The 17871-nt window shown below is 65.8% G+C and carries 16 protein-coding genes; 9 read left to right on the top strand and 7 right to left on the bottom strand.

Going from position 1 to position 17871, the window contains the following annotated elements:
- Positions 1-28: 28 nt before the first annotated feature.
- Together AC0L3X_RS43725 and AC0L3X_RS43720 are read right to left on the bottom strand one after the other, a co-directional pair.
- On the bottom strand, positions 29-742 hold the full coding sequence (locus tag AC0L3X_RS43725; RefSeq protein WP_473317467.1) for a hypothetical protein: 714 nt from the start codon (positions 740-742) through the stop codon (positions 29-31).
- Positions 739-1308, bottom strand: coding sequence for a sigma-70 family RNA polymerase sigma factor (locus AC0L3X_RS43720; protein ID WP_008140099.1), 570 nt, complete (start codon positions 1306-1308; stop codon positions 739-741). The genes AC0L3X_RS43725 and AC0L3X_RS43720 overlap by 4 nt, the downstream gene beginning before the upstream one ends.
- Before the next feature lie 433 nt (positions 1309-1741).
- On the opposite strand from AC0L3X_RS43720, the gene AC0L3X_RS43715 reads away from it, so the two are divergent.
- Together AC0L3X_RS43715 and AC0L3X_RS43710 are read left to right on the top strand one after the other, a co-directional pair.
- Entirely contained in the window at positions 1742-2899 is a 1158-nt protein-coding gene (locus AC0L3X_RS43715; RefSeq protein ID WP_063984607.1) for a GGDEF domain-containing protein, read from the top strand.
- 63 nt (positions 2900-2962) lie between these two features.
- Positions 2963-4066 (top strand): DUF2336 domain-containing protein, encoded by a 1104-nt coding sequence (locus AC0L3X_RS43710; RefSeq protein ID WP_063984608.1) that lies wholly within the window; start codon positions 2963-2965, stop codon positions 4064-4066.
- 10 nt (positions 4067-4076) lie between these two features.
- Here AC0L3X_RS43710 and AC0L3X_RS43705 read toward each other — a convergent pair whose 3' ends face one another.
- Entirely contained in the window at positions 4077-4715 is a 639-nt protein-coding gene (locus tag AC0L3X_RS43705) for an NrsF family protein (RefSeq protein ID WP_014496784.1), read from the bottom strand.
- A gap of 2 nt (positions 4716-4717) precedes the next feature.
- A complete protein-coding gene (locus AC0L3X_RS43700) occupies positions 4718-5263 on the bottom strand; it encodes a sigma-70 family RNA polymerase sigma factor (RefSeq protein ID WP_028146986.1) in 546 nt (181 codons plus the stop codon).
- Between the two features lie 289 nt (positions 5264-5552).
- Here AC0L3X_RS43700 and AC0L3X_RS43695 point away from each other — a divergent pair, with 289 nt between their 5' ends.
- The 5 genes from AC0L3X_RS43695 to AC0L3X_RS43675 all read left to right on the top strand — a co-directional run bounded on the left by AC0L3X_RS43695 (position 5553) and on the right by AC0L3X_RS43675 (position 10448).
- Positions 5553-6188, top strand: coding sequence for a hypothetical protein (locus AC0L3X_RS43695; protein ID WP_063984609.1), 636 nt, complete (start codon positions 5553-5555; stop codon positions 6186-6188).
- A 263-nt stretch (positions 6189-6451) separates the two neighbouring features.
- Positions 6452-7231 carry an enoyl-CoA hydratase gene (locus AC0L3X_RS43690; protein ID WP_063984610.1) on the top strand — a complete coding sequence of 260 codons (780 nt, stop codon included), beginning with the start codon at positions 6452-6454 and terminating at the stop codon, positions 7229-7231.
- A 188-nt stretch (positions 7232-7419) separates the two neighbouring features.
- Positions 7420-8850: a TolC family outer membrane protein gene (locus AC0L3X_RS43685; protein ID WP_283018544.1), complete on the top strand. Its 1431-nt coding sequence runs from the start codon at positions 7420-7422 to the stop codon at positions 8848-8850.
- Positions 8851-8875: 25 nt separating this feature from the next.
- The gene (locus AC0L3X_RS43680) at positions 8876-9439 is read left to right on the top strand and encodes a P-loop NTPase family protein (protein WP_063986554.1); all 564 of its coding nucleotides are present in this window, start codon (positions 8876-8878) and stop codon (positions 9437-9439) included.
- A gap of 46 nt (positions 9440-9485) precedes the next feature.
- Positions 9486-10448, top strand: a complete 963-nt coding sequence (locus AC0L3X_RS43675; RefSeq protein ID WP_063984612.1) for an amidohydrolase family protein — start codon at positions 9486-9488, stop codon at positions 10446-10448.
- Positions 10449-10468: 20 nt separating this feature from the next.
- Here the strand turns inward: AC0L3X_RS43675 and AC0L3X_RS43670 are convergent, their stop codons facing one another.
- From AC0L3X_RS43670 to AC0L3X_RS43660, 3 genes are all read right to left on the bottom strand, one after another.
- Positions 10469-13585: an efflux RND transporter permease subunit gene (locus tag AC0L3X_RS43670; protein ID WP_063984613.1), complete on the bottom strand. Its 3117-nt coding sequence runs from the start codon at positions 13583-13585 to the stop codon at positions 10469-10471.
- Positions 13586-13614: 29 nt separating this feature from the next.
- On the bottom strand, positions 13615-14859 hold the full coding sequence (locus AC0L3X_RS43665; protein WP_063984614.1) for an efflux RND transporter periplasmic adaptor subunit: 1245 nt from the start codon (positions 14857-14859) through the stop codon (positions 13615-13617).
- Between the two features lie 145 nt (positions 14860-15004).
- On the bottom strand, positions 15005-16417 hold the full coding sequence (locus AC0L3X_RS43660; protein WP_063984615.1) for a CoA transferase: 1413 nt from the start codon (positions 16415-16417) through the stop codon (positions 15005-15007).
- 113 nt (positions 16418-16530) lie between these two features.
- Between AC0L3X_RS43660 and AC0L3X_RS43655 the strand changes: the two genes are divergently transcribed.
- Both AC0L3X_RS43655 and AC0L3X_RS43650 read left to right on the top strand, forming a co-directional pair.
- Positions 16531-16818 (top strand): hypothetical protein, encoded by a 288-nt coding sequence (locus AC0L3X_RS43655; RefSeq protein ID WP_063984616.1) that lies wholly within the window; start codon positions 16531-16533, stop codon positions 16816-16818.
- A gap of 176 nt (positions 16819-16994) precedes the next feature.
- Positions 16995-17765 (top strand): SDR family NAD(P)-dependent oxidoreductase, encoded by a 771-nt coding sequence (locus AC0L3X_RS43650; protein WP_063984617.1) that lies wholly within the window; start codon positions 16995-16997, stop codon positions 17763-17765.
- Positions 17766-17871: the final 106 nt, after the last annotated feature.

The raw sequence follows: 17871 nt of genomic DNA, 5'->3' as shown, positions 1-17871 counted from the left end.
GAGTAAGTCGCGAGCCGGGGCCTACGCTTCATCGGTCGGAGCTGCACTCCTGCTCGCCGGTCTCGGCGTCGAGGTTGACGAACTTCTCGCGCGACATCCTGCCGAGCAGCGAGGCGAGCTCGTCCCGGCCCATCGCCTTATCGAACTGGAGACGGAACATGCCGCCCTTGGCATCGCCGATGATCGAAGCCTGGTAGCTGTCGAGCAGCGCGGTGATGTCGGCGACGCGCGCCTCGGGCGTGAAGCGCACCAGCGCGCGCGCAGGTGGAGCTCCAAGCTCACGCGTGATCGGCGCGCCGACCGACAGCGAAGCGGTCTCGAAGGTCGCGGGCTGGGTCTTCATCAGCACGGCGCCGATGATGCCGGCCTGGAGCAGCAGCGCGATGGCACCCAGGCTCGCCGACCAGGCCAGCGTACGCGGCGACAGGCTCGAGAAGAAGGTCGCGATGCGCGCCGAGAGCGGCAGCGAACCGACCGGCCGCGCCGGCTCGGCATCGATCGCGGCGAACAGCTTCTGCATCGCCCGCGCCGACGGGGCCCCTAAGCTCTCGTTCAGATGGATGGTCTCTTCGTACTCGCCGCGGATCGCGGCATATTGCTTTGCAAGCGCCGGATCACGCGCCAGCGCTTCCTCGACGCGGCGAGCGTCACGCGCGTTCAGCGTACCGGCGGCGTGCCAGGGCAGTAGCAGTTCAATTTCACTGGGCTCTTGCTCCAGCATCTTTTTGCTCAATGCCATCATGGCCAGCCTCGCTCAACGCCGGCTGCCTTCAGCAGTTCGGCCAGTTTCTTGCGCGCATAGAACAAGCGCGTCTTCACAGTGTTCTCCGGAATACCGACGATTTCGGCCACTTCTTCCACGGATTTCTCGTGGTAGTAGACGAGATCGACGATTTCCCGGTGGTCCGGCGAGAGGCCCGTCAGACACTCCCGCAACGCTTCACTGGTATCCTTTTTCTGCACCGCGATTTCCGGATCGTCAGACGAATCCTCGATCGCGTTGGCAGCTTCGTCGTCCAACCCAACGTCCTTCCTGCGCCGGAGCGCAGACAGGGCCTTGAATCGGGTGATTGCCAGCAGCCAGGTGGAAACGGCGGATCGACCCTCGAACTTGCCGGCTTGACGCCAGACGTCGAGAAACACCTCGCTGATGAGGTCTTCCGCCGCCTGCTCGTCCCGCACGAGCCTTAGCCCGAACCTGTAGACCCTGACATGGTGCCGCCCGTACAGCACCTGCATGGCGAGCCGGTCACCTTGAGCGATCCTGGCGATGAGGACCTCGTCCGAAGCCGCCTGTGTCACGCTCAATGCCCGTCTCGCAAAGTTGGTCGGGTCGGCGCGGCGGACGGTTCGACGGGCGGGGCGAAATTCTTCAGCCTACCGCAGTCACACGGGGGTCTGTGTGATCTACCCCACATACGCGAATTTTCCTTTTGCCACCCGCGGCGGTTGGCCGGCTCGCTCGATAACGGTAACATAGTAATGAAGCATTCCCTGCGCAATGCCGTCCGGCGCGGACGGCCCGACATGATGGAACCATAGCAGCCCTGCACGACGTATGTCTCACCAAGCCCTGCTTTGGCTCGACCCCGTCGCCAACGATGCCTAATCGCCGGCAAATTTCCCCGCCGGCCGCTGTCACCCTGTTGCGCGCTGCACCGTTTGGATTCGATTTCGAAGGATACCAAACCTAAAGGCTTGCCGCGTAGATTTTTGGGCGACATTCACCCTTGGCGGGACAATGAGCACGGCCGCGACGACCTTACCGGAGAGGAATGCCGCTGAGGTCGCGGATCTCGTTCTCATGCCCGACGCGGCTGCGCCCGAGGTACGAGCACGCCGGGTCCGGCAACGCCGGCAGATGTATGTCGGCCAGGTCGCAAGCTACTCGCTCGGCGCCTTCGTGCTGCTGATCTATGCCCATGACGGCGTCGTCCCGATGAACGTTCCGTCGCTGTTCTGGGTCGGCGGCCTGATGATCATCGGCATCTTCGTCGTGATGTCGGAAGCCGGCGTCGGCGACAGACACAGCGACCATTATCTCACCGTCTTCCAGATCTCGGCGCACATGGCGCTGCAGTTCATCTTCCTGGTGTCGGTGCCGACCCTCGGCATCGCCTTCATCAGCGTGCTGTTCCTGATCTTCGCCTTCGGCACGCTGCGCATGACCTCGGCGCAGGCGATGTTCACCTGGGCGATCGCGACGACCTGCCTCGCGGCCGTCTTCCTCGCCTCCGACCTGCCGATCGGCATGCCAGTCGCCACGAAGCTCCAGCGGACCGCCTCGATGCTGTGCTTCGTCCTGGTGATCGGCCAGTGCGCCTTCCTCGGCCTGTTCGGCGCCACCCTGCGAAAGGTCCTGTACCGGCGCAGCATCGAGCTGAAGGCCGCCTATCAGCGCATCGAGGAGCTAGCCGAGCTCGACGAGCTCACCGGCTCCTACAACCGCCGCTGCATCATGCGGCTGCTCGATGCAGAGGTCGAAAAGTCGCAGCTGGCGTCCGCACCTTGCGCCATCGCGCTGATCGACCTCGACTGGTTCAAGCGCATCAACGACGCCCACGGCCACCCCGTCGGCGACGAGGTGCTGCGCACCTTCGCCATCACCATTTTTGCAAATATCCGCCCGGCCGACTTTTTCGGCCGCTATGGCGGCGAGGAATTTCTGCTGCTGCTGCCGGGCACCGACGGCGGCGCGGCGGGGCGCATGCTCGAGCGGCTGCGCGGCATCGTCGCCGATCTCGACTGGAGTGCATTTTCCCCGGGCATGCGGGTGACGATTTCCGCGGGCGTCGTGACGCTGCGCGACAACGATACTGCCGACACGTTTCTCGCACGCGCCGACAGCGCGCTTTATTCCGCCAAGGCGCAAGGGCGCAACCGTATTGCAACGAGCTGACTAATCCATTTTTTCCTAGCTGCGCGGAAGCCGCAGCCGGACCGAACGCTCCAGGACAGGGCCATGAGATCGAAATCCGAAAAACCATCCGAGAACCTGCTTGAGGAATTGCAGACCGCGCTCTCGCACGGCACCGTCGCGCGCCGGGTCGAGGCCCTGCGCCGCGTCACCGATCTCTTCATCAACAATGCGGTGGATTATTCCGACGAGCACATCAGGGTGTTCGACGACGTGTTCCAGTGCCTGATCGAGCAGATCGAGGCCTCGGCGAGAACGCTGCTCGCCAACCGTCTCGCGCCGATCGCGGCCGCGCCGCCCAAGATCATCCGCACGCTCGCGCTCGACGAGGTGATCGAAGTCTCCGGACCCGTGCTCTCGAAATCGGAACGGCTGGACGAGGCGACCCTGATCGAGATCGCGCGCACCAGGAGCCAGGCGCATCTCAAGGCGATCTCGCTGCGGCGGGTGCTGTCGGAAGCACTGACCGACGTGCTGGTGGCGCGCGGCAACGAAGACGTCGTGCAATCGACCGTCAGCAATCCGGGCGCGCAGCTCTCCGAGGGAAGTTTCACCGACCTCGTCACGCGCGCCGAACGCGACGATGACCTCGCCACCTGCATCGGCCTGCGGCCCGACCTGCCGCGCCATCACTACCTGAAGCTGATCGCCAAGGCGTCCCTGAGCGTGCGCAGGAAGCTCGAGACCGCGCATCCGGAGCTCGCGGACGAAGTGTCCAGCGTGGTCCAGGAAGCGACCCAGCGGGTCCGCGCCGCCGCCATGACCAGGCAGACCGAAATGGCGCGCGCGCTGGTGAGATCGCTGCACGAGGATGGTCGTCTCAACGAGTTCCAGGTCACCAGCTTCGCCGAGCAGGGCAAGTTCGACGAGACCAATGCGGGGCTCGCGGCGCTCGCGGGCGTCGCGGTCGAGACCGCCGAGAACATGATGATCGAGAGCCGCAACGAGGGTGTGATGGTCCTCGCCAAGGTCGCGGGCATGCAATGGTCGAGCGTCCGCGCGATCATCGCCATGCGCGAAAAGCTCTCGGGCGGCTCGAAGACCGACATGCTGACGCTGCGCGATGCCTACGAGGCCCTGCGCTCATCGACCGCGCAGCAGGTGCTGCGCTTCCACCGCATGCAGCAGGGCACGACGCCGGTGGCGTGAGGCCGGCGCGCTAGTAGCGCAAAACTTTCGAACCCGCGTAGGCGCCGATCGCGGTCACGAGCGCCGTCGCGATCGTGTACCAGGTCGCGACGAACAGCGGCGAGTCGTCGGTGCAGTGCGAGGCGTAGAGCGTTGCGGCAAGGCCGGCCGACAGCAGGCCGGCGAGCGCGCCGGCGAGTGCAGGATGCGACGGCGCGCCGTGGCGCAGGCCGAACAGCGCGCCCGCAAGCAGCGGCAGCGACATCGCGGGGATCGCGAGCATGCACACCCGGGAGTTCTTGCCCACCAGCCGCATCGTCATCGGCATCGCCGGAGCCATCATGGTCTCGCTGCCGATCGCAACCGCAAGCAGGCCGACGGGAAGCAGCAGCAGCCAGCCCCAGCCGCGCATCAAGGCTTCGGGCCGCGACAGATGCAGGCTGACGATGATCGCGGGGATCGCAAGCGACAGCGTGACCGCGAACTTCGTGTCGAAGAACGGATTATGCATCGCGGTCATCACGTCGGGCCGCACGCCCAGGAAGCTGGCGAAGATCAGGATCGAGAACGGTGCCGCCACCAGCAGCGCCATCGTCAGCACGGCGCCGACGCGCGGCGCGCGATGCGCGTTGTCGGCCGCGAGCGAGCGAATGAGTTGATCGGTATCCATGACTAGTGGTCCCGCAGTTTGGCAGTCAGCGCCGCAAGTCCGCGATGCAGCGCGACCCGCACCGCACCTTCGCTCATCGAAAACTTTGACGCCGTGTCCTTGATCGAAGCGCTGTCGACGGCGATCGACTGCAGCACGTCGCGCTGGCGCTGCGGCAGCGTATCGAGCTGCGTTGCGACCTCGGCCGCCGAGGCTGTCTCCTGCGGCGCCTCGCCCGGCAGCGTCTCGGCGAAATCGTCGATGTTGACGAAGACCCGCCGGCCCCGCCGCCGGAGCGCATCGATCAGCTTGTTGCGCCCGATCGCAAACAGCCACGGGGCGAAGGGGGCTTCGCTGTCCCAGGTGTGCCGCTTCAGATGCACCGCCAACAAAATCTCCTGCACGATATCCTCGGCCTGGTCGGGAGGCTGCCCGGCCCGCGCCAGACCCCGCCTCGCGGCAGCGCGCAGCACAGGCGTGACCGCCTTCAACAGGCGATGATACGCCGCATCATCGCCTGCCATGGCCGACCGCATCAGGCCGGTCCACTCGTCCTCACGTCCGCGCACGCGCCCTCACCATGCAATTCGGCAGCTCTTTCAGTTTGTTACGCCGGCACCAGAACGATCACGACTTCGTGATCTTCGCCGTGCCTCGCCACGCGATGCGGCCGTCGAAACCCGCGACGGCTCATAACACCGATCGGTCCCGTCCGCATCCGGCGGCCGGTTGCGAGGCGGCGGTTTGCCCCGCTTTTGCCCGGGATAGCCCGAAGATTCCCATTTTTTGCCCCGCTGTGGTCACGCCCCAGGGGCTCTGTTCGGTCCCGGGACAGGCGGAATTGGGGAGATCGTCAACATGATGAAAGCCAGCGGGCGCGCCGCACTGATTCTTCTTGCCGGCCTTTTCGTGCTGGTCGGAGCCGCTGCACAGGCGGCACCGAGTTCAGCCGCAAGCAGCAAATCGGACAGCGCGAGCAACCAGGCCGACGTAGTCAAGCCGAGCAAGCAGCGGCACCATGCATCGCGCCACCGCGACAGCGGCAAGACGGCGCAGAAATCCGACGACAAGGCCGACAAGAAGGACGGCGCGGCGAAGGCCGAAAACGACGTGCCGGCCTTGAGCCAGATGCCGCCGGCAGTCGCCAACGCCAACGCGCAGATCGCCGCAGCCGATACGCCGACGGCTGCCGCGGCCTCCGCGTTGACCGGCCGCGCCAACGACAACGTTCAGGCTGCAGCCGATAATACCACCGCGCCGAATGACGAGGCTCAGGTGGTGGCGCCCGATCAGCTCAACGACATCGACCGCGCCCTCCAACAGGACCCGCCGGCACAGAAGGCGGTGATCGCCGCAACCGACGCGCGGCCGGCGCCGGTGATGGCGAGCAGCCACAGCTCGGCCTGGGACCAGAGCTCGCTGATCGGCAAGATCTTCATCGGCGTCGGCACGCTGCTGACGCTGGCCTCTGCCGCACGCATGTTCTTCGCTTGATGCTTGGCCTGATTTTTGGCCTGATTTTGGGGTGAGGGACCTCCGGGGGGGGGCCGCGGGGGGGCGCCCGGGGGGGGGGGGGGGCGGGGCGGCGCGCGCGCGCGGCGCGGGGGGGGGGGGTGGTGGGGGGGGGGGGGGGGGGGGGGCCCCCGGGCCCCCCCCCCCCCCCCCCCCCCACGGCCTCGTTCCGACAGCTTTTCGGCCCTTGAAGCCCACCGCGCCAGCGGGCACATTGCCCGCCCAATTAAACGCGTGGGTGGAGCATGAGCACGTTCGAACACATCATCGTCGAGAGCAAAGGCGCGGTCGGCATCATCAAGCTGAACCGGCCGAAGATGCTCAATGCGCTCTCCTTCGGCGTCTTCCGCGAGATCGCCGCGGCCGTCGACGATCTCGAGGCCGATGACGCCATCGGCTGCATCGTCGTGACCGGCAGCGAGAAGGCCTTTGCCGCCGGCGCCGACATCAAGGAGATGCAGCCGAAAGGCTTCATCGACATGTTCTCCGAGGATTTCGCCGCGATCGGCGGCGACCGCGTCGCGCGCTGCCGCAAGCCGACCATCGCCGCGGTCGCGGGCTATGCGCTCGGCGGCGGCTGCGAGCTCGCCATGATGTGCGACTTCATCATCGCCGCCGACACCGCCAAGTTCGGCCAGCCCGAAATCACGCTCGGCACCATTCCCGGCATCGGCGGCACCCAGCGCCTGACCCGCGCGATCGGCAAGTCGAAGGCGATGGACCTCTGCCTCACCGGCCGCATGATGGATGCGGCGGAAGCGGAGCGCTCAGGCCTCGTCAGCCGCATCGTGCCCGCCGACAGGCTCATGGACGAGGTCATGGAAGCCGCCGAGAAGATCGCATCGATGTCGCGGCCCGCCGTCGCCATGGCCAAGGAAGCGGTCAACCGCGCCTTCGAGACCACGCTCGCCGAAGGCATGAGCGTCGAGCGCAACCTGTTTCACGCGACCTTCGCGCTGGAGGACCGCTCCGAGGGCATGGCGGCGTTCATCGAGAAGCGCAAGCCGGTGAACAAGAACCGGTAATAGCCGCGGGCGGTCAGGCTGGTGTAAGGCTTCGCCGCTCTGGTGCAGAAACCCTGTGACGCACCTGCAACAAGCACGGAATAGATGGGGGTTTTCCCCGCGGCAGTTTGCCTGCGGGACCCCGGCTGGTTAAACAGTTAAGAGGCCACCGTCGGCGGGGGCGGACAGCCGGGGTTTAGCAGGATTACATGATTGGGCGTGCCGCCAGAGTTGGTCGCGTGATGACGCGGCATCGATCGGGCGTGGGTCCTGTGCTTGCGACATGGACCACGCTGGCGCTCTGTTGCGCCCTGCCCTCAGCCGCATGGGCGGAAGCCCTGCCGGAGGCGCTCGCCAAGGCCTACCAGACCAACCCGCAGCTCAATGCCGAGCGCGCGCGGCAACGCGCCACGGATGAAAACGTGCCGCAGGCGCTCGCCGGCTACCGGCCGCAGATCGTGGCAAGCCTCAGCGCCGGCCTGCAATCGGTGCGCAATTTGCTGCCCGACAACACGATCCAGACCGCCAATCTGAAGCCGTGGATCATCGGCGTCACCGTGACGCAGACCCTGTTCAACGGGTTCCGCACCGCCAACAGCGTCCGCGCCGCGGAACTTCAGGTGCAGTCCGGCCGCGAGGCGCTGCGCAATGTCGGTCAGGGCGTGCTGCTCGACGCGGTCACCGCCTACACCAACGTGCTCGCCAACCAGTCACTGGTCGAGGCGCAACGCTCCAACGTCGCGTTCCTGCGCGAGACGCTCGCCGTCACTCAGCGCCGCCTCAACGCCGGCGACGTCACGCCGACCGACAGCGCCCAGGCCGAGGCGCGGCTCAGCCGGGGGCTCGCCGATCTCAACGCCGCGGAAGTCGCGCTGGCGGTGAGCCAGGCGGTCTACGCGCAGGTGATCGGCAATGCGCCAACGCAGCTTCGGCCCGCCGAAGTCGTCGACCGCTATCTGCCGAAGAGCCGCGAGGATGCGCTGACGACGGCGATCCGCCAGCACCCGGCGGTGATGGCGGCGGGCTTCGACGTCGATGTCGCCTCGACCAACATCCGCGTCGCCGAGGGCGCGCTGCTGCCGAGCGCCAGTCTTCAGGGCAGCGCCAGCAAGAGCCGCAGCAACGACCCGACGCTGAGCACCATCGCCGAAGACCAGGCCTCGATCGTCGCCAACGTCACCGCGCCGATCTACGACGGCGGCCAGGCCGCCGCACAGACCCGACAGGCCAAGGAGATCACGGCGCAGAGCCGGCTCGTGCTCGACCAGGTCCGCAACCAGGCGCGCACGGCGGCGACCAGCGCCTGGGTCGCCAATGAGGGCGCCAAGATCACGGTCTCCGCTTCCGAATCAGAGGTGAAGGCCGCGACCGTCGCGCTCCAGGGCGTGCAGCGCGAGGCCGCCGGCGGGCAGCGCACGACGGTGGACGTGCTGAACTCGCAGGCCGATTTGATCCAGGCCAAGGCCCGCCTGATCGGCGCACTGCGCGACCGCGTCATCGCCTCCTACACGCTGCTCAGCGCCGTCGGCCATCTCGACGTCAAGACGCTTAGCCTCAACACGCCGGACTATCTGCCCGAGGTGCATTACCAGCAGGTCCGCGACGCCTGGCACGGCCTGCGCACGCCGTCGGGGCAGTAGTTTCAAATCGTCTGGCCTGATGCCGATGAAGAGCCGCCGCATCCATCTGATGGGAGCTTCGGGCTCCGGCGTGACGACGCTCGGTCGCGCGCTCGCCGGCCGGCTTGCGCTGCCGCATCACGACAGCGACGATTATTTCTGGCTGCCGACCGCGCCGCCCTACCAGACGACACGCACTGCCGCGGATCGTCTGCGCCTGATGCGCGAAATGTTTCTGCCGCGTCTCGATTGGGTGCTGAGCGGAACCGTCACCGGCTGGGGCGACGAGCTCGTCCCGTTCTTCGATCTTGTCGTCTTCGTGACGACGCCGCGCGAGCTTCGCTTGCAGCGCCTGCGTGGCCGCGAGGCTACGCATTTCGGAGCTGATGCCGTCGCACAGGGTGGCTGGCGTCATGAGGAGACGGAGTCGTTCGTCGAATGGGCCTCGCGCTACGAAGCCGGCGATCGCGAGGGCCGCAGTCTCACAAAAGATGAAGCCTGGCTCGCGGGCCTGCCCTGCCCGGTCGTGCGGATCGACGGCTCACGCCGGCTTGCGGATCTTGTCGAGCAGCTATGCAGCGAAGCGGAGTTGGTTACCCGGCTGATGTGATACCGTTCCGGTCCCACCTCAAAAATAACGAAGCAGGGAGAGAACCATGCTCAACCGACGCAGCGTCCTGCTTGCCTCCCTTGCCGCCGGAGTAGCCATGACCAACAAAGCTCACGCCCGTGCGGCGCAGCCCGCGACGCCGGTCGATTTCGACGTTCCGGCCCTTGCCTGCGATTGCCACACGCACATCCATGGTGACGTCGAAAAGTTTCCGTTCTTCGCGGGGCGCGTCTATACGCCGGAACCGGCAAGCCCCGAGGAAATGGCGGCGCTGCACAAGGCGCTGCATATCGAGCGCGTGGTGATCGTGACGCCGAGCGTCTACGGCACCGACAATTCCTCCACCTTGTTCGGCATGAAGGCGCGCGGCGCGACAGCGCGCGGAGTGGCCGTGATCGACGACAAGACGACCGAAGCACAGCTCGACGCGATGCAGGCGGACGGTTTTCGCGGCAGTCGCATCAATCTCGCCACCGGCGGCGTCAGCGATCCGAATGTCGGCCGCGCGCGCTTCACCGCCGCCGTCGAGCGCATGAAGGCGCGCGGCTGGCACGTGCAGCTCTACACCACGCTGCCGATGATCTCGGCGATCAAGGAGCTCGTGCTGGCTTCGCCCGTGCCGGCCGTGTTCGACCATTTCGGCGGCCTCGAGGCGTCGCTCGGACTGGAGCAGCCGGGATTCTCCGACCTGGTCGCGCTCGTCAAATCCGGCAAGGCCTATGTGAAGATCTCGGGAGCCTATCGCTCGTCGAACCTCGCGCCCGACTATCAGGACATGGTGCCCTATGCCCGGGCGCTGATCGCGGCGAACCCGGACCGCATCGTCTGGGGCACCGACTGGCCGCATCCGGATTCCAGCCCCGTCGAGGGACGCAAGCCCACCGACATCGCGCCCTTCTATCAGATCGAAGACGGCCGGCTCCTCAACCAGCTTCCTGTGTGGGCGCCGGATGCGGAGGTGCGCAAGAAGATCCTGGTCGACAATCCCGCGCGTCTCTACGGATTCTGAGGCGCGGCGACGGCGCGCGATCAGCGCGCGCGGCGGGAGAAGAAGGAGATCAGGACCGGCAAGGTCACCAGGATCACGACCGGCGCGAGCATCATGCCGGTGACGACGACGACGGCGAGCGGCTTCTGCACCTGCGAGCCGATGCCTTCCGACAGCGCCGCCGGCAGCAGGCCGACGCCGGCAACGACGCAGGTCATCAGCACCGGCCGGAGCTGCAACTCGCCGGTGCGTATCACCGCGCTCACGCGGTCCATGCCTTCTTCGATCAGCTGGTTGAACTGCGACAGGATGATGATGCCGTCCATGACCGCAATGCCGAACAGCGCGATGAATCCGATCGCGGCGGAGACGCTGAAGGCGGTGCCGGTGATCAAGAGACCGAGCACGCCGCCGAAGATCGCCATCGGAATCACGCTCATGGCGAGCAGCGTGTCGGTCATCGAGCCGAAATTGAACCAGAGCAGCACGCCGATCAGCGCCAGCGAGATCGGCACCACGATCGACAGCCGGCGGATGGCGTCCTGGAGATTGCCGAACTCGCCGACCCAGTCCATGTGCGCGCCGGGCGGCAGCTGCACCTGCTCGGCGACCTTCTGTTGCGCCTCGCGGATCGCGCTGCCGAGGTCGCGCTCGCGCACCGAGAACTTGATCGGCAGATAGCGTTCCTGCTGCTCGCGATAGATGTAGGCGGCACCGGAGACGAGGCTGATGGTGGCGACCTCGCTCAGGGGAATCTGCGTGACGGTGCCGTTGGGGCCAGGCGCGCCGATGCGCAAATTCTGGATCGCCTCGGCGCTCCTGCGATATTCCGGCGCGAGGCGGACGATGATCGGGAAGTGACGATCGGAGCCCGGCTCGTAGAGATCGCCCGCGGTATCGCCGCCGATCGCGACCTTGATCGTGGCGTTGATGTCGCCGGGCGCGAGCCCATAGCGCGCGGCCTTGGCACGGTCGATGTCAATCTGAATGGTCGGCTGCCCGAGCGAGGTGAACACCGCAAGGTCGGTGACGCCTTGCACTGTCGCCAGCACCGACTTGATCTTGTTGGCGGTGTCGGTGAGCGCCTGGAGATCGCTGCCGAACAGCTTGATCGAGTTCTCGCCCTTCACGCCCGAGACGGCTTCGGAGACGTTGTCCTGGAGATATTGCGAGAAGTTGAATTCGACGCCGGGGAAGCGATCGTCGAGCTGCTTCAACAGCTGCGCGGTCAACTCTTCCTTGTCGTGCGTTCCCGGCCATTGGCTTGCGGGCTTGAGGGGGGCGAAGAACTCGGCGTTGAAGAAGCCGGCAGCGTCGGTGCCGTCATCGGGGCGGCCATGCTGCGACACCACGGATTCCACCTCGGGCCGGGCACGGATCAGCTTGCGCATCTCGTTGACGTAGGTGTTGCCTTCCTGGAGCGAGATGGTCGGCGGCAGCGTGGCGCGGATCCAGAGATTGCCCTCTTCCAGCTTGGGCAGGAATTCGAGGCCGAGCAGGCGGCTGAGCGCCACCGTCATCAGCACGAGACCGACCGCGCCGCCGAGCATGATGCCGCGGTTGGCGACGGCCCAATTCAGCACCGGCATGTAGATCCGGTGCAGGATCCGCATGACCCTCGTCTCGGTCTCCTCGAGATGCGCAGGCAGAATGATCGCGGACAGCGCCGGGGTAACCGTGAAGGTCGCGAGCAGCCCGCCGGCGAGCGCATAGGCATAGGTGCGCGCCATCGGCCCGAAGATGTTGCCCTCGACGCCGGACAGCGTGAACAACGGCAGGAACGCCGCGATGATGATGGCGGCGGCAAAGAAGATCGAGCGCGACACGTCGGCGGCGGCGCTGAGGATGGCGTGGCTCTTCATGCCGAACAGCGTCTCGGGCGACATCTGCTCGGATTCCGACACCGGCGTGGTCTGCGTCAGGCGGCGGAAGATCGCTTCCACCATGATGACGGTGGCGTCGACGATGAGGCCGAAATCGATCGCGCCGACCGACAGCAGATTCGCGGATTCCCCGCGTAGCACCAGGATGATCACGGCGAAGAACAGCGCGAACGGAATCGTGGCGCCGACGATCAGCGCGCTGCGGAGATCGCCGAGGAACATCCACTGCAACAGTACGATGAGCAGGATGCCGACCACCATGTTGTGCAACACGGTGTGGGTGGTGAGTTCGATCAGGTCCCCGCGATCGTAGATGCGCTCGATGCGCACGCCGGGCGGCAGGATGCTGGAGTTGTTGATGGTTTGAACGAGCTGGTGGACGCGCTTGATGGTTGGCGAGCTTTGCTCACCGCGGCGCATCAGGACGATGCCCTGCACGATGTCGTCGGAATCGTCGATGCCGGCAATGCCGAGACGGGGTTTTTGGCCGACAGTGACGGTGGCGACGTCCTTGACCAGCACCGGATTGCCGTTGGTCTGCGAGACCATGGTGTTGGCGAGGTCGTCGATCGAACGGATCAGGCCGACGCCGCGTACCACGGCCGATTGCTGGCCGATATTGACGGTGTTGCCGCCGACATTGACGTTGGAATTGCTGACCGCCTGGAGCAATTGCGGCAGTGTCAGGCCGTTGGCGACCAGCTTGTTGAAATCGACCTGGAGCTCGTAGGTCTTGCTCTTGCCGCCCCAGCCGGTGACGTCGATGACGCCGGGCACGGCGCGGAAGCGGCGCTGCAGAATCCAGTCCTGGATGGTCTTGAGATCGAGCACGCTGTAGTTCGGCGGACCGACGAGGCGGTAGCGGAAGATTTCGCCGATCGGGCTGAGCGGCGAGATCTGCGGCTGCACATTACCCGGCAGCGGCGCGAGCTGCGCCAGGCGGTTCAAGACCTGCTGCTGCGCCTCGTCATAGGTGTAGGCGAAGGAGAACTGGAGCTTGATGTCGGAGAGGCCGTAGAGCGAGATGGTGCGGATCGTCGTGAGGTTCTTCAGACCCGCGACCTGGGTCTCGATTGGAATCGTGATGTAGCGCTCGATCTCTTCCGCCGACAGGCCCGGGCTCTGCGTCACGATGTCGACCATCGGCGGCGTCGGATCGGGATAGGCCTCGATGTTGAGCTGGTTGAACGCGATCAGGCCGCCGATCAGCACGGCGAAGAACATCCCGACCATCAGGAAGCGCCGGTTGACGGCAAGGGCGACGAGACGATCCATTCAGGTCTTCAATTTTCTTGGGTCGTCGATCAGCTACCGGACGCCGCGCGGTCGATGAACAGGCTGCCCTTGGTGACGACCTGCTCGCCTGGCTTCAGATTGCTGGTGACCTCGACGAAATTGCCATTGATGAGGCCGGTCTTGATCTGGCGCAGCTCGACCGACTTGTCCTCGCGCGCGACCCAGATGCGGACCTTGTCGGCCTCGTAGATCAAAGCCTGCTTCGGCACCGCCGGCGCGGCACGGTCGCCGGCCGAATAGATCGTGACGTTGGCGAACATTTCCGGCTTGAGCAGGCCGTCCTTGTTGTCGATGGTCGCGCGAACCAGCAGGCGGCGGGTGTTGGGATCGATGGCGGCGGCGACGTAGTTGATCTTGGCGGTCAGGGGGTGGCCCGGCAGCGCCATCACGTTGACGCTGATGTCCTGGCCGATGCACACCGCGGCCGCATCGCTCTCGCGCACGAAGGCGGTGAGCCAGACCGTGGAGAGGTCGCCGATCACGAAGACCGGATCGCTGGCGCCGGAATTGACGTATTGGCCCGGACCGATCTTGCGCTGCACGACGGTGCCGGAGATCGGCGAATAGATCGTGATCTCCCGATCGATGACGCCCTTGTCCTGGAATGCCTTGATGGTCTCGTCGGTGAAGCCGAGGATGCGCAGCTTGTTGCGCGCGGCTTCCAGCGCCGTCCCCGAGGAGCGCACGTCGTTCTGCGCCTGGACCTGGGTCGTTTCGGCCTGCTGATAGTCCTTCAGCGGAATGGCGCGGCCCTCATAGAGGTCCTTGGCGCGCCTGAACTGGATGTCGGCAAGATCGATCGCAGACTTCGCCTTGTTCTGCGCGGTCATCGCCGCGATGAAATCGTTCTGGGCCTGCACGGTGTCGGCGGCCTCGATCGTGAACAGCGGTTGACCTTGCTTCAGCATCTCGCCCGGCTTGGCGAGCAGCTTGGTCACCCGGCCCGCATAGGGCGAGAACACCGGCGTCGAGCGATCCTCGTCGACCGCGACCTTGCCCTCGGTGACATATTCGGCCCGGAAGGTCTTGGCCTTGACCGGCTCGATCGTCAGCGTCGCCCACTCGGACGGCGTCGGCGTGAAATTCTGCGCATTCCTGCGCGACTGGCTGGAGACCTCGGAGTGGCTCTTTTCCTTGGCCCCCGCACGCAGGAAGCCATAGGCACCGGCGCAGGCGAGTGCCAGTAAAACTACGGATGTGATCACCCGTTGTTTTGTAAACACCTGCAATCGCTTGGTATTTTCAACTACCATGGGGCCCGGTCAAGTCTGCGACGATCTCGGCAGACGCCTGCCTTATCGGTCGCGCTAATAGTGCTGAATTGGGATTTCAAACAACCTAAAAAACGCCAGCCACCTTTCCGTTTGCGTTAAAATATTGCATCGCGTCAGCTTCACGTCAGTTTCGCGCCGGCCACTGTGGCGGATGACTGCCGAGCGGCATCGCCGGGCGGCTCCATCGCGCCGGCGTGGTCGACAGCAGCGCAGAATGGCGCACCGCCTTCAACGTGCCGAAGCCAGATGGCACGGACTCGATGAATGCAGCATGTACGGCCTCGCCCGTAAGATCCGGGGTATCCAGGCCGCCATCGAGCCGGCCGAGCTTCCACAGCCAGCGTCCGGTCTGCGCCAGCGACACGCGCACGTGCCAGCTCCCGCCCTCGCGGGCCTGGCGTGCCTTGGCCATCATCGCACCGAACGCCATCAGATAGCCGGTGGCATGGTCGAGCATCTGCGCCGGCAATTCCTTGGGACCGTCGATGCCCGCGGCCTGCCCCTCGGCGTGGTTGAAGCCCGTCGTGGTCTGCACCAGTGAATCGAAACCGCGCCGCTCCGCCCAGGGGCCGGCATGGCCATAGGCCGACAGCGTGACATAGACGATGCCGGGATTGATGTTCGCTGCATCCTCCGGCGCGAACCCGAGGGCTGCGAGCGCTCGCGGGCGATAGCCTTGCGAGAAGATGTCCGCGCCCTTCAACAGCTCGCGCAGCTGCGCCCTGCCCGCCTCGCTTTTCAGCTCGACCAACGTGGTGAGCTTGCCGCGGCCGGTATCGATGGTGAGCCAGGGAATGGCCGGCAGCTCCGGCCCCGAGACGAGCAGCACATCCGCGCCGTGCGCGGCGAGCGTGCGACCGGCAACGGGGCCTGCGATGACGCGCGAGAGATCGAGCACGCGCAGCCCGGAAAGCGGACGATCGCCGTTCGACAATCCCTGCGGCCACGGCTTTGGCGGGGCCTCGCCGATCTTCTCGATCGAGACCAGCGGCAGTTCGGCGAGCGCGCGCGCCTGCGGCAGCGCGGACCATTCGTCGTAGGAACGCATCAGGGCGACGACGCCGCCCGCGGCATAGGCCGCAGTTTCAAAATCCTCGCCCTTCCATTGCATCAACGCGGCCTGAACCTTGTCGCGCTCGGGCTCGCAGCCGAGCACGTTGCAGACGGCGTCGCGATGATGCGGGAAATTGGTGTGACAGCGGACGAAGCGGTTGTCGCCGGTCTTGTAGACACCGGCGATGGCGTCCCAGGCTGGCGGTGGTGGCTTGTCGTCGAGGCGCAAATAACGCTCCGAACGGCATTCGGCGACGGCGTGGCGCATGTCGACGGAGACGTCCTGCGTCTCACCGCTGCGCAGTCTCCAGATTTCGGCGGCGGCAAGGCCGGCGGCGGCGATCGTCGTCTGTCCGGCGACAGCGACGCGAAATGAGGACGGAATTTGCGACTCCTCGCCGGTCAGCCGCACGCGTCCGAGCGCGGCCCTGTCGCCGCCGATGGAGGTCCAGAGATCCCTAAGAATATCGGCGGGGCTTTGCATGACCGCTTCTCTCCCTTTCAGATTTGAGCATGATCCTTTCGGAAATCCGCTGCGCATTTTCCGGATCATGCTGTAGTTTTCGCGACCATGTCATGATCGCAGAAAGGAATGCAATGGCTGCCGTAGATCCCCTCACCGCAGGCGCCGTGTTCATCGCAACGGCGGCCACCGACGCAGTCTATGTCATGTTCACCTCGGCCGTGATCGCGCGCAAGCGCGTGCCGGCGGCGAACTGGAGCGCGGTCTGGTACCTGCTCTCCTCCTACGCCGTGATCAGCTACACCGAAAACCCGTTCTATGTCGCTTTCGCGGCGATCGGCTCTTGGGCCGGCGCCTACGCCTCGCTGACCTTCCTGCACCGCCCGCCCGGCGGCCCGCCGGTGGGGGCGGCACCGGAGTGAGGGAACCGCCTCTCCGCGTCGTCATTGCGAGGAGCCCTTGCGACGAAGCAATCCAGACTGTCTCTGCGGATGCATTTCTGGATTGCTTCGCTACGCTCGCAATGACGAATTGGAGAGTTCAGCATGTCTCCTGAAACGGCTACACTCTTTGCACCAACAAAAAGGAAAACCAAACAATGGATCTCGGTCTCAAAGGCAAGAACGCCATCGTCCTCGGCGGCACGCGCGGCATCGGGCGGGCGATTGCGGCAACGCTGGCCGGCGAAGGCGCCAATGTCGCGGTGTGCGCGCGCAACGCGGATCAGGTTGCGGCGACCGTCACTGAACTCAAGGCAAGCGGAATCCGTGCCAGCGGCGGACCGGTCGACGTCACCGACGGCGCGGCGCTGAAATCTTGGATCGAGACCGCTGCAAAGGAGCTCGGCGGCGTCGACCTGCTGTTCGCCAATGCCGGCGCGATGGCGCAGGGCCACGATGCAGCATCCTGGGAGCAGAACTTCCGGCTCGACGTGCTCGGCGCCGTGCATGCGTTCGACGCCGCGCGGCCGTTCCTCGAGGCCAGCGGCGAAAAGAGCGGAGATGCCGCCTTCGTCATCATCTCCTCGATCTCGGCGGCGCAGGCCGATCTCGCCAGCTCCTACGGCCCGATCAAGGCGGCGCTGATCCACATGGCCAAGGGATTGGCGCGGCAATACGCAAAGAAGAAGATCCGCGTCAACGTGGTGTCGCCCGGCACGGTCTATTTCAAGGGCGGCGTCTGGAATATGATCGAGCAGAAGATGCCGGAGCGCTACAATGATGCGATGAAGCGCAATCCGACGGGCCGCATGGCAACGCCACAGGAGATCGCAAGCGCGGCGGTGTTTCTGGCAAGCCCGGTGTCGGGGTTCACCACGGGCTCCAATCTCGTCGTGGACGGCGCGATCTCGAACCGGGTGAATTTTTGAGACGAGCACACTGTCGGGGGGGGGGGGGGGGGGGGGGGGGGGGGGGGGGGGGGCGCGGGGGGGCGGGGGGCCGGGGGGGCCGGGGGGGGGGGGCGGCCCAGGCGCC

It is taken from the genome of Bradyrhizobium sp. MI1.7 (genome assembly GCF_055811795.1).
This window is presented reverse-complemented; position numbering and strand designations above follow the sequence as displayed.